General features: G+C 42.6%; 22 protein-coding genes and 1 tRNA gene. 13 read left to right on the forward strand and 10 right to left on the reverse strand.

Going from position 1 to position 19575, the window contains the following annotated elements; genetic code table 11:
- Positions 1 to 44: 44 nt before the first annotated feature.
- From QZ738_RS09535 to QZ738_RS09555, 5 genes are all read left to right on the forward strand, one after another.
- Positions 45 to 557, forward strand: a complete 513-nt coding sequence (locus QZ738_RS09535; protein WP_293786923.1) for a (2Fe-2S)-binding protein — start codon at positions 45 to 47, stop codon at positions 555 to 557.
- Positions 550 to 1569, forward strand: coding sequence for a xanthine dehydrogenase family protein subunit M (locus QZ738_RS09540; protein WP_293786924.1), 1020 nt, complete (start codon positions 550 to 552; stop codon positions 1567 to 1569). The genes QZ738_RS09535 and QZ738_RS09540 overlap by 8 nt, the downstream gene beginning before the upstream one ends.
- 22 nt (positions 1570 to 1591) lie before the next feature.
- The gene (locus tag QZ738_RS09545; protein WP_293786926.1) at positions 1592 to 3829 is read left to right on the forward strand and encodes a xanthine dehydrogenase family protein molybdopterin-binding subunit; all 2238 of its coding nucleotides are present in this window, start codon (positions 1592 to 1594) and stop codon (positions 3827 to 3829) included.
- Between the two features lie 169 nt (positions 3830 to 3998).
- Complete coding sequence (locus tag QZ738_RS09550) at positions 3999 to 4457, forward strand: helix-turn-helix transcriptional regulator (RefSeq protein ID WP_293786927.1); 459 nt, start codon at positions 3999 to 4001, stop codon at positions 4455 to 4457.
- Between the two features lie 61 nt (positions 4458 to 4518).
- On the forward strand, positions 4519 to 4812 hold the full coding sequence (locus QZ738_RS09555) for a hypothetical protein (protein ID WP_293786929.1): 294 nt from the start codon (positions 4519 to 4521) through the stop codon (positions 4810 to 4812).
- 259 nt (positions 4813 to 5071) lie between these two features.
- Here the strand turns inward: QZ738_RS09555 and QZ738_RS09560 are convergent.
- From QZ738_RS09560 to QZ738_RS09580, 5 genes are all read right to left on the reverse strand, one after another.
- Positions 5072 to 5145, reverse strand: a tRNA-Pro gene (locus QZ738_RS09560).
- A 782-nt stretch (positions 5146 to 5927) separates the two neighbouring features.
- Positions 5928 to 6848, reverse strand: coding sequence for an AraC family transcriptional regulator (locus QZ738_RS09565; protein WP_293786931.1), 921 nt, complete (start codon positions 6846 to 6848; stop codon positions 5928 to 5930).
- A 30-nt stretch (positions 6849 to 6878) separates the two neighbouring features.
- Complete coding sequence (locus tag QZ738_RS09570; RefSeq protein WP_293786932.1) at positions 6879 to 7334, reverse strand: DUF2147 domain-containing protein; 456 nt, start codon at positions 7332 to 7334, stop codon at positions 6879 to 6881.
- Complete coding sequence (locus QZ738_RS09575; protein ID WP_293786933.1) at positions 7331 to 8311, reverse strand: NAD(P)H-binding protein; 981 nt, start codon at positions 8309 to 8311, stop codon at positions 7331 to 7333. The genes QZ738_RS09570 and QZ738_RS09575 overlap by 4 nt, the downstream gene beginning before the upstream one ends.
- 150 nt (positions 8312 to 8461) lie before the next feature.
- Positions 8462 to 8842 carry a hypothetical protein gene (locus QZ738_RS09580; protein ID WP_293786934.1) on the reverse strand — a complete coding sequence of 127 codons (381 nt, stop codon included), beginning with the start codon at positions 8840 to 8842 and terminating at the stop codon, positions 8462 to 8464.
- Between the two features lie 309 nt (positions 8843 to 9151).
- On the opposite strand from QZ738_RS09580, the gene QZ738_RS09585 reads away from it, so the two are divergent.
- The gene (locus tag QZ738_RS09585; RefSeq protein ID WP_293786935.1) at positions 9152 to 10210 is read left to right on the forward strand and encodes a hypothetical protein; all 1059 of its coding nucleotides are present in this window, start codon (positions 9152 to 9154) and stop codon (positions 10208 to 10210) included.
- Between the two features lie 372 nt (positions 10211 to 10582).
- Here the strand turns inward: QZ738_RS09585 and QZ738_RS09590 are convergent, their stop codons facing one another.
- The 3 genes from QZ738_RS09590 to QZ738_RS09600 all read right to left on the reverse strand — a co-directional run bounded on the left by QZ738_RS09590 (position 10583) and on the right by QZ738_RS09600 (position 12279).
- Entirely contained in the window at positions 10583 to 11632 is a 1050-nt protein-coding gene (locus QZ738_RS09590) for a glycoside hydrolase family 130 protein (protein ID WP_293786936.1), read from the reverse strand.
- 63 nt (positions 11633 to 11695) lie between these two features.
- Entirely contained in the window at positions 11696 to 11881 is a 186-nt protein-coding gene (locus tag QZ738_RS09595; RefSeq protein WP_293786938.1) for a CsbD family protein, read from the reverse strand.
- An 89-nt stretch (positions 11882 to 11970) separates the two neighbouring features.
- Entirely contained in the window at positions 11971 to 12279 is a 309-nt protein-coding gene (locus tag QZ738_RS09600; RefSeq protein WP_293786939.1) for a hypothetical protein, read from the reverse strand.
- A gap of 14 nt (positions 12280 to 12293) precedes the next feature.
- Between QZ738_RS09600 and QZ738_RS09605 the strand changes: the two genes are divergently transcribed.
- The gene (locus QZ738_RS09605; protein ID WP_293786941.1) at positions 12294 to 12725 is read left to right on the forward strand and encodes a RagB/SusD family nutrient uptake outer membrane protein; all 432 of its coding nucleotides are present in this window, start codon (positions 12294 to 12296) and stop codon (positions 12723 to 12725) included.
- Between the two features lie 70 nt (positions 12726 to 12795).
- On the opposite strand, the gene acs is transcribed toward QZ738_RS09605, so the two are convergent.
- Positions 12796 to 14691: an acetate--CoA ligase gene (acs, locus tag QZ738_RS09610; RefSeq protein WP_293786943.1), complete on the reverse strand. Its 1896-nt coding sequence runs from the start codon at positions 14689 to 14691 to the stop codon at positions 12796 to 12798.
- Between the two features lie 289 nt (positions 14692 to 14980).
- Here acs and rpmB point away from each other — a divergent pair, with 289 nt between their 5' ends.
- From rpmB to rimO, 6 genes are all read left to right on the forward strand, one after another.
- Entirely contained in the window at positions 14981 to 15214 is a 234-nt protein-coding gene (rpmB, locus tag QZ738_RS09615) for a 50S ribosomal protein L28 (RefSeq protein WP_025145121.1), read from the forward strand.
- A gap of 44 nt (positions 15215 to 15258) precedes the next feature.
- Entirely contained in the window at positions 15259 to 15441 is a 183-nt protein-coding gene (gene rpmG, locus QZ738_RS09620; RefSeq protein ID WP_010599807.1) for a 50S ribosomal protein L33, read from the forward strand.
- An 82-nt stretch (positions 15442 to 15523) separates the two neighbouring features.
- The gene (locus QZ738_RS09625) at positions 15524 to 15679 is read left to right on the forward strand and encodes a DUF4295 domain-containing protein (RefSeq protein WP_010599808.1); all 156 of its coding nucleotides are present in this window, start codon (positions 15524 to 15526) and stop codon (positions 15677 to 15679) included.
- 81 nt (positions 15680 to 15760) lie between these two features.
- Entirely contained in the window at positions 15761 to 16723 is a 963-nt protein-coding gene (gene ftsY / locus QZ738_RS09630) for a signal recognition particle-docking protein FtsY (RefSeq protein ID WP_293786945.1), read from the forward strand.
- Between the two features lie 60 nt (positions 16724 to 16783).
- The gene (locus tag QZ738_RS09635) at positions 16784 to 17158 is read left to right on the forward strand and encodes a GxxExxY protein (RefSeq protein WP_293786947.1); all 375 of its coding nucleotides are present in this window, start codon (positions 16784 to 16786) and stop codon (positions 17156 to 17158) included.
- Positions 17159 to 17221: 63 nt separating this feature from the next.
- Positions 17222 to 18553 (forward strand): 30S ribosomal protein S12 methylthiotransferase RimO, encoded by a 1332-nt coding sequence (rimO, locus tag QZ738_RS09640; RefSeq protein WP_293786949.1) that lies wholly within the window; start codon positions 17222 to 17224, stop codon positions 18551 to 18553.
- A 113-nt stretch (positions 18554 to 18666) separates the two neighbouring features.
- Here rimO and QZ738_RS09645 read toward each other — a convergent pair whose 3' ends face one another.
- Positions 18667 to 19008, reverse strand: a complete 342-nt coding sequence (locus tag QZ738_RS09645) for a hypothetical protein (RefSeq protein WP_293786951.1) — start codon at positions 19006 to 19008, stop codon at positions 18667 to 18669.
- Positions 19009 to 19575: the final 567 nt, after the last annotated feature.

The following is a 19575-nucleotide window of genomic DNA, read 5'->3' on the forward strand; positions in this document are numbered from 1 at the left end:
CTTATTTTTATTGTTAACCATAAAAGCCAGTTAACAAAACCACTATGGAAACATATCCGCCGCACCCGCATCCCCAAGAGATGGAAACCCATTTAGTTACCCTGAAGATAAATGGAGAACACCATAGCATCAATATCCGCCCCTGGGTGAGCCTGTTAGACTGTTTACGTGACCATTTGGATCTGACCGGAACCAAAAAGGGCTGCGACCATGGGCAGTGCGGCGCCTGCACCGTAATATGTGATGGAAAGCGTATTTTAAGCTGCCTGAGCCTGGCGGTAATGAAAGACGGGGCAGAAATTACCACGGTGGAAGGAATTGCAACGGAAAACGGCCTTCACCCCCTGCAACAGGCTTTTATTGACCATGACGCCTTCCAGTGCGGCTATTGTACACCAGGGCAGCTGTGCAGTGCTTTAGGTCTTTTATCCGAAGGCAGGGCTTCCTCGCGTGAGGAAGTGAAAGAACTGATGAGTGGCAACCTTTGCCGGTGCGGAGCCAATGTGGGTATTATAGATGCAATTATGCAGGTAAAAGACGGAGGAAGTGATGAATAGTTTCAAGTTTCTCGCCGTGCCTGATGTACCTGCTGCCGTTCAGCTTAGCGATGATCAGCCCCTTGCTGCATTCATTGCAGGCGGCACCAACCTGCTCGACTTATGGAAGTACAATCTTGCTCACCCTACAGCGCTGATCGACATCAGCCAGCTGGCTGCGCTCTCGGAATTGCGTGAACTTGAAAATGGAGGTTTTCGGCTGGGTGCTGCTGTAAAAAACGCCGAAACCGCCTACCACCCTATCATCGAATCCCGATATCCCTTGTTATCGAAGGCTATACTGGCAGGTGCTTCAGCGCAGATCCGCAACATGGCCAGTAACGGGGGCAACCTGCTCCAGCGAACGCGCTGTTATTATTTTTATGACCATCAGGTGCCCTGCAACAAAAGGGTCCCGGGATCGGGCTGTCCGGCCAGGGAGGGTTATAACCGGATGCATGCTATACTGGGTGCCAGTGAAGCCTGCATTGCCGTGTTCCCATCGGATATGTGCGTAGCATTGGCCGCACTGGAGGCCCGGGTAAATGTAAGCGGTGTAGATGGCGAACGTAGCCTGGCCTTTGCAGACTTCCATCGCCTGCCCGGCGAAAGGCCTGAGCTTGACAACAACCTGAAACCTGGTGAACTGATTACCTCGATCGATCTGCCAGAAAAAGGCTTTCCGCTGAACTATTCCTACCTGAAACTCCGCGACCGCCACTCTTATGCCTTTGCGCTGGTTTCGGTAGCTACCGCACTGGAAATGGATGGCAATACCATCAAAGAGGCCAGGATTGCGCTTGGCGGGGTGGCACACAAACCCTGGCGTTCCCTGGAAGCGGAAGAATTTCTCCGCGAAAAAACCGCCTGCCGGGAAACCTTTGCTGCCGCGGCAGATATAATCCTTAAGGGAGCGGTGGGACTTGAATATAACCATTTTAAGATCAAACTGGCCAAAAACGCCATTATACGCAACGGCATGATGGCACTGGATCCGGATACACAGCTTCCAGGCGCACAGCCCTCAATGTAATCTAATACCTAACAAGATCAACATGAATACAGATAAAAACGTAGGCCGGCCGATTAGCCGTTTGGAGGGAAGGGAAAAAGTTACCGGAGCGGCCAGGTATGCTGCTGAATACCCATTGGAAGGCCTGCTCCACGGCTATGTGGTGAGCAGCCCGATTACCAAAGGAAAGATTGTGGAAATTGATACCACGGAAGCCATGGCCATACCGGGCGTGGTGGATATCCTCTCGCACCTCAACCGGCCCAAACTGGCCTGGTTCGATTTGCAGTATACCGATATGGACGCCCCTCCGGGAACCGTGTTTAAACCACTCTATGATGAAAACATCCTCTACAATGGCCAGCCTGTTGCGCTGGTGGTTGCCCGCGACTTTGAGACGGCCAGGTATGCATCCACCAGAATAGTTTTCCGTTACCAGCAGGAACCGCACCAAACGTGTTTGGAAAAACACCTGGATAAGGCCAGAGCGCCTAAAAAAGGATTGGCTACCGCACTTAAACCACCACCCCCGCCGCCAACAGGGGATTTTGAAAACGCGTTCGAAAACGCTGCAGTAAAGGTAAGCGCCACATACCACCACGGCACAGAACACCATAACCCCATTGAACTTTTTGCCACCACAACCCTTTTTGAAGGGGATGGAAAGCTGACCATTTACGATAAAACCCAGGGCACCATCAATAACCAGCTTTTTATTGCCAATGTATTCGGGCTGCATTATAAGGACGTAAGGGTACTTGCCCCTTTTGTAGGGGGTGCATTCGGTTCGGGCCTCAGGCCACAGTACCAGTTGTTCCTATGTGTAATGGCGGCCCTGCATTTAAAAAGCAATGTACGTGTGGTACTGGACAGGAAGCAGATGTTCTCTTTTAGCCACAGGCCGCCGGCGATACAACAGATGCGTTTTGCCACCGACATTAACGGAAGACTTACCGCGCTTGGCCACAGCACCTTTGCCGAAACCTCGAATTTTGAAGATTATACCGAACCCACCTCCAACTGGAGCCATAAACTCTACCCTGCCCCCAACACGCTTTTTGAACATCAGGTTGTGCCATTAGACGTTTATACCCCGATGGATATGCGCGCCCCCGGCGGCAGCACGGCACTCCATGCCATTGAATGCACCATAGATGAACTGGCCTATCAGCTCAAAATAGATCCCCTTGAACTTCGCCTGCTCAACTATTCGGATGCTGATCCATCGGCAGGAAAACCATATACCAGCAAAGCGCTCAGGGAATGCTACCTGGAGGCGGCAGCAAAATTTGGATGGGACAAACGTAGTGCTGAACCACGAAGCATGCAACGCGGCAATAAACTTGTTGGTTATGGCATGGCGACGGGGATTTGGGATGCCTTCCAGTTTCCTTCGCGGGTGCAGATTATGATCAACAGCGAAGGAAAAATGGTAGTTGACAATGCCACTACCGACATTGGTACGGGAACGCTAACGGTAATGACCCAGATTGCAGCAGATGAATTGGGACTGGAAATGGCTGATGTGGAATTCAGGTACGGGGACAGTAAAAAACCTTTTTCGATGTTTCAGGGCGGATCAGCAATCACCTCCTCAACAGGGGTTGCCATTGTGGTTGCCGCCAGGTCGCTGCGTAAAAAATTATTAAAAAAGGCAGCTGAGATGAATGATTCTCCTTTCAGAAAGGCAAAGGAAGAAGAAGTTGTTTTTTCTTCGGGCCATATCCATCTTAAAAATGATCCGGCCATCAAAATTAGCCTGAAGGACATTGTTGCCTTTAATAAAGGTGCGGCCATTAAAACCACAAAAATGGGCAGACCCCACATGCTCAAACTGCGGAAATACAGCCTGGCCACCCACAGCGCTTCATTTGTGGAGGTAGAGGTAGATCGCGACCTGGGTACCATCACCCTCACCCGGGCAGTAACCGCTGTTGCGGCCGGAAAAATCATCAACCCCAAAACAGCTAAAAGCCAGATCCTCGGCTCAATGGTATGGGGTATCAGTAAGGCACTGCATGAGGAATCGATTATGGATCCGCAGCTTGGCAAATATATTAATGCCAATCTGGGCGAATACCATATCCCCGTACATGCCGACATTGGTGAACTGGAAGTGATATTTGCCGATGAAAAGGACAGCCTGATTAATGAGCTGGGCACCAAGGGTGTTGGTGAAATCGGATTGGTAGGCATGCCGGCCGCAATCTCCAATGCCATTTATCATGCCACCGGCAAACGCATTTACAAACTTCCGATCCATTTCGATGAACTGATCTGACCGCTGACAAAAACGCCACGGAAAAAGATAGCGAAAGTGGCGGGATATGGATAGCAGGAAACTAAAGGATTAAATGGAAAGAAATGATATCAAGGCAGGGCGTTTGCGCCAGCCCTTAACAAACGAACGCTGTTAAAGACCTTTTCATTTTTTAAACCAAATGAATAAAATGAGTATACAGAACATAGATTACCTGGGTTCTCTTTTAAATGCAGATGAGCTGAACTCACTTAAAAAAGCGGCAGAACGGCATTCGATGCAGTCGAATATAGATTTTAAAATCGTTTCAGTTGACGATAAGATAGTAGAAATAGAGACCAGTCAAGAGGAGACCGCCTCAGGAAAATATGCTACCCAGCAGGTGTTACTGAAAAGAACAGCAGAACTGTTTAAAAAAAGGCTACCAGGATTAGAGTTGCAGATCACGGCAAATACTGTTCTACCCGCTCCGGCCGATGTAGTTGATGTTTCCTGGATTGATCAGAAAATGCAGGAAAAGGGACTGCGGATCAAGCAGATTGCCTTTGAAACCGGTATTGACCGCGAAAGTATTTCGGACTGGGTAACGGGTAAAAAAGCTATGGGCAAAACCGTTAAGGCGATGTTTTATTTTTACCTGTCGGGATAATTTGCAGATCAGCCAATCCAAACGGAGAAATTAAACCAAAAAACTTATACAATAGATCAAAATGAAAGAACAAGGCAAAAGCATCCAGCCGTTTGAGATGGATATCGATCAGTATGGTGATCGCAAAATAATCAGTATACAGGAGGAAAACGGTGTGTTTGAGATTATTCATGAGGGCAGGTTGATCGGTGCACTCAGGCCACCAGGGGAAGAATGGCAGCTACTTGATTATAGGGAAATTACCGGGAAGATTGCATTGTTTGAACCTGACCTTGAAGCCGAAAAAAAAGGGATCGAACTGCACGCACCCCTGGTCAATCAGATCGTTGGTGAAATTGAGAATCACCTGAAATAGCCGCTAAGTTATCGTGATGGTGACCAGCTTGGCCGGAATACAGTTTGTAGGCTTCGATTAATAAAAGAATATCGGAGCTACAGGAGATCAAACTTTTAGCACCGAAAAACGTGAATCATATTGCTATGGCAAATTAGAAATAGCGGAAAGACATTAAAAAAGGTGATGATCAATACTCCGCAACAATCAATACAGTTTGAATGGATATTGGCCCGTGCTACCTTTACTCGACAAAGAGAAATTGCAGCTTAAAAATTAGTCGGGATGAGAAGATTCGAACTTCCGACCTCCAGCACCCCATGCTGGCGCGATACCTGGCTACGCTACATCCCGTTTAACAATTTAAGCGGCCGCAAATTAAAATAAATACATCAATATCTCTTAAAATTCTTAAAAAAATGTTGGATCAACCAAACTTCATTAAGTTCATTAAATCCATCAAATCAAACGCCATCGATAATCATGAAATGGTCTGCCAAACACTTCATACCGAGCATTACTTCTAAAGGCAACAAGTAGTTATGGGCTTGAGCTTTCGAACAATAGCCGTGGTAATTGGCTCGTAAGTTGTTTGCCGATCTTTTGGTAAGCCTCAGCAGCATTTCCTGATCAACTAAAAACAGCTCTAATCCAGCTGGAAGAGTGTACCCTCCGTTTTTAATAATCGGACCATAACCGAAAGAAAACCAGGCATAAGTACAAAATCATAACAGTAGCATTACCACATCTTTCAGGCCTCCGCCTTTTGTTGTTCGCAGCAGTCTTAGCGAGATGCTAAGACCAAAACGGAGGGAAGAAAATAGTATCCATGAATAGTAATGTAATTATATTACTAATTGACTTCTTGTCGGCAACCTAAAAAAATCAGACAATATCATAAAAAACAATTACTGTATAGTTCATTAATCATGGCTGGTAATCGCAAATCTTAAAATTGAAGCAATTGTGTCAACACAATTGAAATTTTCCTTCCATGGTATGAGAAAAATGTCTTTTATCAGAGAATCCAGCATATCCGAGACCGATGCATGGAGTTATATCACCATCAGTGATGTCAGATGAAAATTACGCAACGGTTTGGTCCTGGTGTTCCCGTTATCAGCAATAATTTAAGATTAATTGAAAGACGCCCGGAACTCAACCGGAGTGAAATCGGTTTTACTTTTAAATAATTTGCTAAATGATTGGGGATAGTCGAATCCCAGTGCGAAAGCAATTTCCCCAACGGTAAGTGTGGTGGTGGAAAGTTTTTCTTTTGCTTTTTCAATGATCTTCCCGTGGATGTGCTGCTGGGTATTCTGACCCGTAAGTGCCTTCAAAATTCCGCTTAGATAGTTGGGAGAACAATGGAGGACCGACGCAATATATTGTACGGTTGGCAGTCCTTTATTGATGCTGTTTTCATCCTCAAAATAGTCGTCTAAAATTTTTTCCAGTTTATCCACGATTTGACTTCCGGATATTTTGCGGGTAAGAAACTGACGCATATAAAAGCGGTTTGAATAATTGAGGAATGATTCAATCTGGGAAATGATGATCGACTCACTGAAGGTATCGATGTGGGAATGATATTCCTGCTCAATATTCCTGATAAAACTTTTCAATACCATTTCTTCTTTTGCAGAAACAAACAGTGCTTCATTTACCGCATAGTTGAAAAACTCATATTTTTTGATGGCCTTGGCCAATGGATTTCCCCACAGGAAATCAGGATGAATGAGCATCATGCTTCCTGCACTCCTGAAGTCATCATCGGCTTTGAATGAAAATACCTGATTGGGAGATATAAAGAATAATATGCCATCATCGAAATCGTATTTTTGCTGCCCATAGCCATACTGTACATCTCCGGCCTCAACCTTTTTGAGCGAGATCATATAAAAATCGAACACTACCCTGATACTTTCCTCGCTCCTGTAGGGTGTGATTTCAGCGAGATCGATCACACTGATCATAGGATGTTCAGGATGGCCGATACCGAGTATTTTATGATATTCCTTGATGGTTTTTATTCTGTAGGGTTGTTGTAAATTCATTCGGGTAGCTTACAAGTTTTAAAGATAAGATTATTCCACATTAACTTTTTCCAAAGTCAGCCCGCGATTTAATCCGAAGAAAGAAAGTCCCCAAAAACCTTTGATATTGAGGTCACCACTTTTGGTAATGGTGAGATAAGAATCATAGGTATTTCCCTTTTGTCCGTCATAATCATAGAGCTTTCCCTTCCAGCTGTTCTTTTTATCGTTGAAAGTAATGTCTGTTAATAACAAAATTCCGACTAAGGGCCGTTTACGTTTTTCTTTATCGGGATTATTAACGTCTAAAACAGGTTTACCTTCATGATCGAGAGCATGTTTTAAATAGGTTAACCTGCCATAATAATGGTTACCGCTTTTATATATCTGTACATTGCCCTCTTTTACCGGACTGTACCATACCCCAACAATATCATCGGCTTTTGACTGTGAAAATAACATGGTAGAAAAATTTAGAAAGAGGATGGTTATAAATAACTGTCTCATTGTTCGTTATATTTTAAGGCGAATGCTTTTGCAAAATCATTTATTTTTGTTTTACCCAAAATGGCAGGCCTGTTTTTGAAATAATCCTCAAACAGACTACCATTATGCATCGCCGCATTCATTTCGGTAAATGCTTTGGCTATTTCAGCCGATGCCCCGATTTGCATAAACGCATTAGTCATTTGCCTGTTACTGATCAGCACCCATTTCAGGTATGGCTTTCCAATGGCTTTTCCTAAAGCAGCGGCTATTTCCTGACAGGTAAGTTCTTCACTAGCAACATATCTCACTTTCTTTCCTGCTCGAAGAGCACTAATCTCCCCGGCAATAGCGAATGCAATATCTATGGGCGATACCCAGGCGATTTTGTCGGTTTCACCATAATTAGACAATATAATACCTGAATATCCTTTGAAAAGACCTTTTAAACCATAATGCCTAAGGTAAAGTAATTTGCCGATAAAACCTTTCAAAAAGCCTTTGCCCTTAACCATATCCATAAAAGCGTACAAATTATAATCGAAAGAGCCCGGGCGAAGATGGGTAACAGCTACATCCTCAGGAAGTTGTTTAAAAACGCTTTCTGCAATATGATGAAAAACCAGTACCCCAGCCCCGGTGGGCCTTTCAGCACCCACACTGCTCAGCTGTACTACTCTTTTTATCCCCGCGTTTTGAATCGCCTGAACATAATTTGTGCTGATGTTAAGTGCCTGCTTCTGATAATCAAGCGTTTGATCCCCGAAAAAGTTAAAGGGCGGAAGCATACAGTAGGCGGCATCATGACCATCAAAGATTTTAGTTAAAAAAATGGGGTCCTCTAATTCTCCGATCGCAGCCTTTGCACCCAACTGCTCTATTGCTGCTTTCCTAGCGGCTGAGCTGCTGACTACGGTAACCTGATGCCCTTGTTCAATCAATAGCAACACCAGCGGTTTACTGACATTTCCTAATGAACCTGTCACGACTATTTTCATATTAATTTAACATTTATTTCCAATGCAAAGCTCAGTCAATTGAATTGAGCCAACGTATTCAAATCCGCTTTTCTTGTGTTCAAAAACACGCTTGTACTCTTTGTAGAGAAATACTTAATGCCCGAAATTATATAACTAAGCCTGATGTAACTACTGGTTGCGTTTCCACCAGTCGGCCCTTTTAAAAACAGAAGTGCCCAGTACCCGCCCCCGCGGTCCCATCAGCCTGTCCCAGTCAGCATCTGGCGCAAACCATTCGCTGACCCTTGAAAAATCAGGGTTATTTTCTCCTTCAAGTATATCCAGTTCTTCCATAAACTCATCCTTAAAAGCGATAAAATCAATCCGCGTATCGTCTGTATGTTCCAGAATAGCCTTCACCTTGTTCAGGTCGTCAAAAAGCGCATGCAATTCAAATGCTTCCCAGTAACCTGCTTTAGATAAACCAGGTTCAGTTTTTTCCTTACCGAAAAACAAATTGAACATAGGGCGTAAAAACAATAGTACGAGCATTAAGATGATGATTTCCATGATATCCGGTTAAGAAAGCAGATTCAATTATTCCTTTTTTGCAGTCAATGCCACCAATATAGCGCTAATTTTGCCTTCACCATTCCAGCAGAGGGTTGGCCACAGCACGATAAGTTTGCCAGGCTAACTAACATGCTGGTCTGAGCAGCGCTTGGTTTACGAAGATGATAAAAATTTCCTGGTTCATCTTTTGGTGCTTAAATAAGCAGGAAAATGTTCCTTTATTGTTCCTTAAACCAAAAAATGATAATTTGCAACATCAGATGCCGGCTCCTGCGGTTTTCTGGAAAAAAACTGTTAATTAAAATCATGAAAAACTGGATGTGGATAGCGATAGGACTGGTGATTGTAGTAGCTGTATTTTACCTGATCACACGGAAAAATGCCGGTGTGCTGGAACGCAATAAGTTACCATTGGAACAGACATATGTGGATTTTCAGGCCATTAACGAACACTACCGGTCAAACCTGTTCAAAATCGAAAGACTTTGTACCGTAGCGATGCGCAGTGCCTCATCACCTGAGCCCATACGTGTATTCCCGACTGTAAACCAACAACTGATTATTGATGCGGATCCTACGGTAGACGAAGAAACGAAACATGATTACCGCTATTATAAACTGGATCAACAAGGAAAGCTGGTAGATTCTATTTATATCAGATATGAAGGTTACTGGCCAAAATTTATAGACCGTTTTATGGTTTTCAGTAACGACCAAAAAGCCTATTACACCACCTGGCCGTTGGACGGAGATACGATCCGGCATCATTTTGTTAGCTTAAACGCCGACTTTAGCTGGCCAAAAGATAAGATTGATCAAAAAATCAGGGCGGTTAAAAAAAGTGGTAGTTATTACTTCTTCAGTGCTTTCAGGGATCATGAAAAAGACTTTAGATGGATGGCATTTTACGAACAGCAACAATGGTACATGCTCTGGGAAAAGATGCCGGGTTATACGCAGGTTGCTGATGAGGATTCGGGCTATCGTTATCGTACGGATGTATTTCATACGGGAACACCCGATCCGGTGATACCTGACGACGTGAGGCTGATACATTTCTACCCTGAAGAAAAAATGGAATATAAACATGTAATTGGAGGAGGAACGCTTCCTTCTTCAGCTACGAACTGGCGTGGCAAAGGATTTTTTTCAACTGATATTGCCGGCAGGAATTTTTCTTTCCAGGTAGATCGGCTGGTGGTGGAGAAAGAAAAATATGACAGGTTTAAAACGCGTTTGTATACCGTGGCGGAACCGGGCGGGGCGGCCCGAATTTACGAGCCCTCTTTTTACCGTTCGGAACATGGTTTTGCGCTTTATTCCGGTAATTGGGATGAACTTTATATCATCAAACCTCAACAATAACTTATCTACGCTGTGCCAACAATAGGGATTGGAGGATTTTCCTGATGAGCTGATAAATGCCTGCCATCAACTATAAATCTCAAATAAGTCTTTACCCGAGCTTTTTATATCTTAAACACCTCTCAAATGGGTTTTGGCTGGAGTCAACTTACGAACCAGTGAATAACGCCAATTCCTAAACCTGATGAAATATTGATATCTTGCCCCAAGGTATAAGCTATGATGCACTATGATATTGTTTTAGCCGAACCGTCGCCCATTAGTCAGTATTAAATTGAACAATTATACAACATGAACAAAAGCGTAAAAGCTGTGGTTAAGCTTTCCGAAGAGCAGGCCAACTTAAGATTTAGCGGGAACAGTATACCAACACTAAAAATAGGTCAGCTTACTCAAAATTTCCTCTACCGAAAACTTAGCCCCACACACGAATTCATCGGCCGCGCCATAATAAACGGTCAGTTCATCGCCATTAATCAGGTGGCCATTGGTAAATACCACCTCACCAAAAAATCCGTGTAATTCATAATCTTCCCGGGGTACCATTATCGGCGCTTCGGTTCTGGCCAGTACTGTAGACGGATCCTGTAAATCCATCAAAAAGGCACCTAAAGCATACTGGTGTTTTTCATTGGCACCATGGTAAATTTCGAGCCAGCCGGCTGCGGTTTTAATGGGTGCAGCCCCGGCACCTACACGGGCACTATCCCAAAGGTTGGCTCTCGTTTTAATAATACACTGGTGTTTGCCCCAATGGATACCATCTGGAGATTCGGCCAGCCAGATATAATTTCCACCCAACGCTACACTACTGGGGCGGTGCAGTGCATAAAATTTACCGTTAATGCGTTCCTCAAACAGGGCACAATCTTTATTGTGTGGGGGAATGATCATGCCATGGTGTTGAAAATTTTTCCAATCGGTTGTGGTTCGCAGCCCTACGCCCACGCCATGGGCAGAAACAGACGTATAAGTTAAATAATAGGTATTACCGATAAAGGTTACGCGGCAATCTTCAATGCCAAAGGTTTCATCTTTACCTTCGCCCTGTAAAAACGGGTACCCCTCAGGTTCATAAAAATGAATCCCATCATCACTGCAAACCAGCCTTAAATGCGATAGGGTAGTTAAGTAATCGGCGCCTTTGTAGTTGATTACCCTGGGGTCGGTGGCATTTAGTTGGGGATCGTTTTCTGCTACAGCCAGAATTTCTATGCCAGCCTGGGTTAAAATTGGGAAAGAGATAATCCCTGGGCTTTGTTTGGGCCTTTCTGCCACGCGGATCAACAACCATATTTTGCCCTTGAAGGTAAAAACACCCGGGTTGAGCAGGCAGGCAATTTCCAGCCCTACCCTACTGGGAGGTAAATGTAAAGGGGCTAGTATGGGGTTTTGTGGAAACCGCCGGGCAATATCGTCCATAAAAATATTTTTAACGTATACAGGCGATCGAAAAGATCGCCTGTTGTTATTCCTGAATAGATACTATAAAGAGTTGATCCACTTTACCAGTTCATCTCTCCCTTTTCCAGTTTTCTGTTGCAGTTTGCCCAATAACTCGTCATCCTGCCCTTGTTCATGTTTTAAATCGTCGTCTGTTAAATCAGCATAGGCTTGTTTAACTTTTCCTTTTATTTCGTTCCACTTTCCTTTTAATTCTAACTTATCCATAGGTTCTATTTAATAATTAGTTCTGAAATAAGAACACCGATCATTTTCATTTGTTTTAAAAACGGCTTCTTACACAAAACCAATTAGTGCTACCTACCTGATTTGAGCTTGATTGCATAGGAAACAGTTTTAGTATTCCCATTAAGATCCACCACTTTCAATTTTATATTGGAATCTATTACCTGTGTACCAGTTGATGTGGTAAAAATTGTAACGTGGCTTGTTCCCTGTCCATCAGTTATTGTACCTATATTAGATGGCAGTGTCCAGGTAAGCGTAGCACCGGATGGTATGTTTTTACCTGAATAAATATATTCCACCCCTCCCCTGGAAATTGTAGTTGGTCCGGTTATACTTGTATATATAGCCGGAATATCCGTAATCCCGGTTTCAGACAATATCCAATCAGCATATGAAGAGACACGGGCATATCCTTTTGCGCCCACATTGCAATCGCCCCGAAGGCACTGGCGCCAGAACAGGCTTTTTTACTAAAAAATGGTACAGCTTTTATGATAATATACCGGTTTGCAGAATTACCGAACAATACCTGATCCGTGCAGAATGTAACGTTAGGTTAGGTACCAGCGTTGGCGCTACCCCTGCTGATGACATTAATATACTGAGAACCAGGGCTGGATTGGGAAATGTGGTACCTACCCTGACCATCATTTTAAACGAGCGCGAAAAGGAACTGGATTATGAAGGTTTCAGGCTTCATGATTACAAACGCACCAAACGATCTATAGGCACTTTTGCTTATGATGATCCTAAATTGGTTTTTCCGATTCCTAACCGGGAAATAAATGTGAATAAAGCTTTAAAACAAAACCCAGGTTATTAACGCTAATGTTTATAAGCAATGAAGCCTCCCTGCTTTACATCAGGGAGGCTTCATTTTTAAAATTTATTTACTAGAGTTTCTTAGCAGCTTCAATAATTTCTTCTACCACCCCCGGATCGAGCAAGGTAGAGGTATCGCCTAAATTACCGGTATCGCCTTCGGCAATTTTGCGTAAAATCCGGCGCATAATTTTGCCCGAACGTGTTTTGGGCAAACCAGATACAAACAAAATTTTATCAGGCTTGGCGATGGCTCCGATTACGCGCGTAACCGTTTGCAAGATATCTTTTTTAGATAATTCAGCTTCGCCATGCATATCAGGATAAATAACAAAAGCATAAATGCCCTGCCCCTTTACATCATGCGGATAGCCCACTACGGCACTTTCTACCACACCGGCATGCATGTTAATGGCATTTTCAACTTCTGCAGTACCGATTCTATGCCCCGAAACGTTTAATACATCATCAACGCGTCCCGTAATCCGGTAATAACCATCTTCATCACGCAAACAGCCGTCGCCGGTAAAATATAAATTCTCGTAGGTAGAGAAATAAGTTTGTTTGCAACGTTCGTGGTCGCCATAGGTGGTACGCAGCATACCCGGCCACGGGAATTTAATGCAAAGGTTTCCCATTACCCCGTTTCCTTCAATTTCATTACCGTTTTCATCGACCAAAATCGGCTGGATGCCCGGTAAGGGCAAGGTAGCAAAACTAGGTTTGGTTGGGGTTACGGTTGCTATAGGTGAAATCATGATTCCACCGGTTTCGGTTTGCCACCAGGTATCCACAATAGGCGCTTTGCCATGTCCGATCTTCTCATCGAACCAATGCCAGGCTTCTTCGTTAATCGGCTCCCCTACCGAGCCTAAAACGCGTATGGAACTTAAATCTTTACCTTCGAGCGGATCATCGCCATAACTCATTAAAGAGCGGATAGCCGTAGGCGCCGTGTATAAAGTATTTACTTTGTATTTTTCTACAATATCCCAGAAACGTGATGGGCTTGGGTAGGTAGGGATACCTTCGAAAAGTACCGAAGTTGCCCCCTGCGAAAGCGGACCGTAAACAATATAGGAGTGCCCGGTAATCCAGCCAATATCGGCCGTGCAGAAATAAACTTCACCAGGCTGATAATTGAATACATTGGCAAAGGTATAACCGGCATAAACCATGTAACCGCCACAGGTATGTACCACACCCTTAGGTTTGCCGGTAGAGCCGGAGGTATACAAAATGAAGAGGATGTCTTCAGCATCCATTTCTTCCGCTTCGCAGATATCGTTTACGTGTTTAACTTCATCTTCCCACCATACATCGCGTCCCTTCAACATCGAAACAGGCGTACGCACATGGGTTAACACGATACATTTCTCTACTGTTGGGCAACCGATCAGTGCATCGTCGATTACATCTTTTAAAGGAATCTGTTTGTTGCCACGATAAGCACCATCAGCCGTAATTACCACTTTACACTGCGAATCGTTAATCCGATCGGCAATGGATTTAGCAGAAAAGCCACCAAAAATAACCGAATGTACCGCACCGATACGCGCACAGGCCAAAACAGCTATAGCCAGTTCGGGCACCATGGGCATATAAATGCAGATCCGGTCGCCTTTTTTGGCCCCATTGCGTTTTAACACATTGGCAAAACGGCAAACACGCTCATGCAGCATTTTATAGGTATAGATAACACTTTCTTCTTCCGGGTTGTTCGGCTCCCAAATAATGGCAGGTTTATCGCCATTGGCGGCAAGATGCCGGTCTAAACAATTTTCGGTGATGTTAAGCTTTGCCCCTTCAAACCATTTGATATCGGGTTCGTTAAAGTTCCAGGATAATACCTTAAACCAGGGTTTGCGCCATTGAAAGTTCTGCGCCACTTCGCCCCAAAACTGCTCAGGGTTTTCTACGCTTTTCTTATAATCTTCTTCGTATTGTTTAAAAGAGGTAATTTGCATCGCTCGTTTTTATATTTTGGATTTCGTGGCAGCTAATTTAAAGAAATAATGCCAATGAAAAATAGGCTTATCGTATCAAAATGGAGATCAAATGTTAAGTGCATCATCAATTTAAGAGCTGGTGATTTAAATATCCGGAATAATAAACCTGGCTTAGGCCTTTAGCGATTGTAAATATTAATTATAAAAAATAATTAGCTAGGCTATTGCTGTTTACAATTATTATTCGGATATTTGCAAACTCTTAAAAAAATTAAGCGGACGATATTAACAACTATATTTACAAGTCATGTCAAGAGTTTGTGATTTAACAGGAAAAAAAGCAATGGTAGGTAACAACGTTTCTCACTCGAACGTTAAAACCAAACGCAAATTTTACCCAAACCTACAACTTCAGAAATTTTATATCCCTGAAGAAAACCGTTGGATTACGTTGAAAGTTTCTACTTCAGCGATCAAAACCATCAATAAAGTGGGCATCAGCGAAGCAATTAACCGTTTCGTAAAAAAAGGATTTTTGTAAAAAACATTAACTGTTGAGATTAACAGTTTTCAATTTATATTAAAATGGCAAAAAAAGGTAACAGAGTTCAGGTTATTTTAGAATGTACTGAACATAAAGAAAGTGGCATGCCAGGTATGTCTAGATATATTTCTACCAAAAACCGTAAAAATACGACTGAAAGATTAGAATTGAAAAAATTCAATCCAGTATTGAGAAAAGTAACCGTACATAAAGAGATTAAATAAGGCTGAAGGTAAAAGGTTTAAGTTTGAGGGTTTAACCATTCATCCAATCCTTCTATCATTCAATCATTAAATTTATAAGAACATGGCAAAGAAAGTAGTTGCAACCCTTAAAACAGGTACAGGTAAAGAATATTCGAAAGTAATTACGATGGTAAAATCACCAAAAACAGGTGCTTACTCATTCAAAGAACTTATCGTACATAACGACCACGTAAAAGATGCTATCGCATCTAAATAAGGTTAATATTTTTAACATAAAATATTACAGGCCGTTCCGTTTTTAACCGGAAGGGCTTTTTTTGTTATATCAAATTTAGATATGGGTTTATTCGATTTTTTCAAAAAGAAAGAAACTGCGCCTGAAGCTCAGGAAGCGCTGGATAAAGGTTTAGAGAAAACCAAAGACGGTTTCTTTAATAAAATTACCAAAGCCGTAGCAGGAAAATCTTCTGTTGATGATGAAGTACTCGATAATCTGGAAGAGGTTTTGGTTACCTCTGATGTAGGTGTAAGTACCACCTTAAAAATCATCAAACGCATTGAAGAGCGTGTGGCCAAAGATAAATACCTCAATACTTCTGAATTAAATTTTATCCTGCGTGACGAAATTCAATTGTTGCTATCAGAAAACAACAGCAATGATTTCCGTCAGTTCGAATATGGCGATCATAAGCCTTATGTAATTATGGTGGTGGGTGTAAATGGCGTGGGTAAAACCACCACCATTGGTAAACTGGCGCATAAACTTAAAGAATCAGGCTTAAAGGTTGTTTTAGGCGCCGCCGATACCTTTAGGGCTGCAGCCGTTGACCAGATTAAACTTTGGGGCGAACGTGTAGGTGTAAGAGTGGTGGCACAGGCCATGGGCTCGGATCCTGCCTCAGTTGCTTTTGATACCCTGCAATCGGCCGTGGCCAATAATGAGGACGTAGTGATTATCGATACCGCAGGCCGTTTGCACAACAAAATCGGTTTGATGAACGAGCTGGGCAAGATTAAGCAGGTGATGCAAAAGGTAGTGCCAGGTGCACCGCACGAAATTTTACTGGTATTAGATGCCTCTACCGGGCAAAATGCCTTCGAGCAATGCAAACAATTTACTGAAGCTACCGATGTTAACGCATTGGCCATTACTAAATTGGATGGAACGGCCAAAGGCGGCGTGGTGATCGGGATTTCTGATCAGTTTAAAATTCCGGTTAAATATATTGGCGTTGGAGAGAAAATAGGCGATTTACAGCTTTTCGATAAAAAAGATTTTGTGAATAGTTTGTTTAAGTAAGCGCAAGCGTATGATTTCACAGATTTATGTGATTTCATAGATTTTTATATAGATTTAGGTATGATCGAATATGAAAAAGATACGCTAACACAAAAGATTATCGGCTGCTGTTATGAAGTTCATAATCAGTTAGGTCCAGGCTTTTTAGAGAAAATCTATGCGAATGCACTAAAAATTAAACTCCAGCAAGCAAGTTTAAACTTCATTGCAGAAAAGGAATTTAATGTAATATTTGAGCATATTATTATTGGGAAATTCAGATGCGATCTTTTTGTTGAAGATAAGGTAATTGTAGAATTGAAATCCGTGACGGGATACCAACCTAAGTTATTTCAAAGTCAACTTATCTCATACTTAAAAGCCAGCAAAATTAAAACAGGATTATTGATTAACTTTGGCAATACAAAATGCGAAGTAAAACGACTGTCCGTTTAAATATATCATCGGTACTCACCTAAATCGGTGTAATCATTTTATATCGGTGCTATCACACATAACATGAATACCAAAACAATAAAAAAAACAACCATTAAACAACCTAAAATCAATGTGATTACCTTAGGCTGTTCAAAAAACATATACGATTCGGAAGTATTGATGGGCCAGTTGCGCGGCAACAACCTCAACGTTACCCACGAATCAGACAAAATGGGAAAAGATGATATCGTGGTGATTAATACCTGCGGTTTTATTGATAATGCCAAACAGGAATCAATTGATACCATTCTGCAGTTTAGCGAACTGAAAGAAGCCGGCAAAATTGGCAAAGTGGTGGTTACGGGCTGCCTTTCTGAGCGTTATAAACCCGAGCTGGAATCGGAAATTACCAACGTAGATGCCTTTTTTGGCACCAACGATTTACAAAATATTTTACATGAACTGGGTGCCAATTACAAACATGAGCTGATTGGCGAACGTTTACTCACCACCCCATCGCACTTTGCTTACTTTAAAATTGCAGAGGGCTGTAACCGCCCATGCTCGTTCTGCGCTATTCCTTTAATGCGTGGCAAACACATGAGTAAACCGATGGAAGAATTGGTTAACGAAGCTAAAATACTGGCTAAAAACGGCACTAAGGAATTAATTTTAATTGCGCAGGATCTTACCTATTATGGCTTAGACCTGTATGGCGTGCGCAAGCTGGATGAATTGATGCGTCGCCTGTCAGATGTACCTGGTATCGAATGGATCCGCCTGCAATACGCCTACCCTTCTGGTTTCCCGATGGAAATTCTGGATGCCATGAATGAGCGCGATAATATCTGCAAATATCTGGATATGCCCTTACAGCACATTACCGATAACATGTTAAAATCGATGCGCCGCGGCACCACTAAGCAAAAAACCATCGACCTGGTTAACCAGATCAGGGATAAAGTGCCTAATATTGCCATGCGTACCACCTTGATATGCGGCTACCCGGGCGAAACAGAACGGGATTTCGAAGAAATGAAGGAATGGGTTGCCGAAACCAAATTTGATCGTTTGGGCTGCTTTACTTACTCACATGAAGAAAAAACACATGCCCACACCTTGGTTGACGACGTCCCTGAAGAAGTAAAACAACAACGGGTAGACGAGATCATGGAAATACAGCAAGGCATTTCATTTGATATTAACCAGGAAAAAGTAGGCAAAACCTTTAAGGTATTGGTTGATAAAAAAGAAGGAGATTTCTTTGTCGGCAGAACCGAATTCGACTCGCCGGAAGTTGATAATGAAGTGCTAATAGACGCGGCAACAGGTTACGCAGCCAATGGAAGCTTTGTAAAGGTAAAAGTTGACCGGGCAGAAGATTTCGATTTATACGGAACAATCGTTCAATAGAAATGATTAGCAAAAAGTCCCAAAAGTTTAACTTCCGGGACTTTTTGTTTTAAGACTACCTATTAAGTCATCCGGCTCCGGATGAAAATCACAGCTTAGGATATTTGCCTTAATTAGTTTTTAGAAGCTGGTCTGTTTCTAATCTGGCTTGGCTTTAACCAGATTTTGGCTCCCTTAGCGTTTACGTAATATTTCTCGTTTTTTCCGTTAATATAAACATCAGAACCGTCTGGTGCCATTTTACCTTTCCAGGTTTTATCAGCTACTTTCGAACTACCTTTTACCGCTACCTCGGCCGTTTTATTACCTACCGATTTAGCCCCTTTACCAATGGCTTTTCCGGTTTTGTCTAATGCCCTACCTACTTCAGTTTTTTTCTCTTGTGCGTTTACGCTAAGGGTTACACCGCCAAATAAGGCCATTGTTAATAAACCCATTACTAATTTCTTTTTCATGACAGCTATATTTTTTATTTTAACTGATAACAGTTGACGGTAACATTTGTTTTATTTCTGTTACATAAGTAGAGATAATGTTTTAAAATATTATTTTTTAAGCAGATAGTACAAGGTATATTATTATTTAATAAAAGTTTATCTTATAAAAGTCTGCTTAGCCTAATTCGGCGTGGTTTCTTACACCGGCCCCTGTTCAATAAACCTTATTGAAGCGGCTATCCTTTTTGGTGCAGAAACCAAAATATGCCTACACACCTCCACAAAAAGATAATAGCGGAAAGAAGGACTGCACCAACCGAAAGGCAAAGAAACCTGATTTACAAATGATTTTTATTACTTTTTTTGGAGCGCAACAACTGTGGCAACTATTGAGGTTTGTTCCCGTTCTCCGCTATATCCCTCGCTGCGCTTCAGGGATGCCGCTGCGCCCGCCCGCCCAATGTCGTTAAGTTAAGCTATATCCCTCTGTACATCAAAGGTTTTCTCTTTTCTTTATAGACCTTAATTCTTTTGAAGCTTCTATTGGATCTAACTATATCCGTGCAATTCTTTAATAACTTTAGG

Origin of the sequence: uncultured Pedobacter sp. (assembly GCF_913776295.1) — a bacterium.
Taxonomy (GTDB): domain Bacteria; phylum Bacteroidota; class Bacteroidia; order Sphingobacteriales; family Sphingobacteriaceae; genus Pedobacter.

Bases quoted from the DNA above. Each gene is read 5' to 3' on its own strand.
- QZ738_RS09540 (WP_293786924.1), top strand. From the start codon at position 550: ATGAATAGTTTCAAGTTTCTCGCCGTGCCTGATGTACCTGCTGCCGTT.
- QZ738_RS09585 (WP_293786935.1), top strand. From the start codon at position 9,152: ATGAAAAACTGGATGTGGATAGCGATAGGACTGGTGATTGTAGTAGCT.
- QZ738_RS09565 (WP_293786931.1), bottom strand. From the start codon at position 6,848: ATGAATTTACAACAACCCTACAGAATAAAAACCATCAAGGAATATCAT.
- QZ738_RS09580 (WP_293786934.1), bottom strand. From the start codon at position 8,842: ATGGAAATCATCATCTTAATGCTCGTACTATTGTTTTTACGCCCTATG.
- rpmG (WP_010599807.1), top strand. From the start codon at position 15,259: ATGGCAAAAAAAGGTAACAGAGTTCAGGTTATTTTAGAATGTACTGAA.
- ftsY (WP_293786945.1), top strand. From the start codon at position 15,761: ATGGGTTTATTCGATTTTTTCAAAAAGAAAGAAACTGCGCCTGAAGCT.
- QZ738_RS09590 (WP_293786936.1), bottom strand. From the start codon at position 11,632: ATGGACGATATTGCCCGGCGGTTTCCACAAAACCCCATACTAGCCCCT.
- QZ738_RS09595 (WP_293786938.1), bottom strand. From the start codon at position 11,881: ATGGATAAGTTAGAATTAAAAGGAAAGTGGAACGAAATAAAAGGAAAA.
- QZ738_RS09545 (WP_293786926.1), top strand. From the start codon at position 1,592: ATGAATACAGATAAAAACGTAGGCCGGCCGATTAGCCGTTTGGAGGGA.
- QZ738_RS09635 (WP_293786947.1), top strand. From the start codon at position 16,784: ATGATCGAATATGAAAAAGATACGCTAACACAAAAGATTATCGGCTGC.
- QZ738_RS09575 (WP_293786933.1), bottom strand. From the start codon at position 8,311: ATGAAAATAGTCGTGACAGGTTCATTAGGAAATGTCAGTAAACCGCTG.
- QZ738_RS09645 (WP_293786951.1), bottom strand. From the start codon at position 19,008: ATGAAAAAGAAATTAGTAATGGGTTTATTAACAATGGCCTTATTTGGC.
- acs (WP_293786943.1), bottom strand. From the start codon at position 14,691: ATGCAAATTACCTCTTTTAAACAATACGAAGAAGATTATAAGAAAAGC.
- QZ738_RS09535 (WP_293786923.1), top strand. From the start codon at position 45: ATGGAAACATATCCGCCGCACCCGCATCCCCAAGAGATGGAAACCCAT.
- QZ738_RS09550 (WP_293786927.1), top strand. From the start codon at position 3,999: ATGAGTATACAGAACATAGATTACCTGGGTTCTCTTTTAAATGCAGAT.
- QZ738_RS09625 (WP_010599808.1), top strand. From the start codon at position 15,524: ATGGCAAAGAAAGTAGTTGCAACCCTTAAAACAGGTACAGGTAAAGAA.
- rpmB (WP_025145121.1), top strand. From the start codon at position 14,981: ATGTCAAGAGTTTGTGATTTAACAGGAAAAAAAGCAATGGTAGGTAAC.
- QZ738_RS09555 (WP_293786929.1), top strand. From the start codon at position 4,519: ATGAAAGAACAAGGCAAAAGCATCCAGCCGTTTGAGATGGATATCGAT.
- QZ738_RS09605 (WP_293786941.1), top strand. From the start codon at position 12,294: ATGAAGAGACACGGGCATATCCTTTTGCGCCCACATTGCAATCGCCCC.
- QZ738_RS09570 (WP_293786932.1), bottom strand. From the start codon at position 7,334: ATGAGACAGTTATTTATAACCATCCTCTTTCTAAATTTTTCTACCATG.
- rimO (WP_293786949.1), top strand. From the start codon at position 17,222: ATGAATACCAAAACAATAAAAAAAACAACCATTAAACAACCTAAAATC.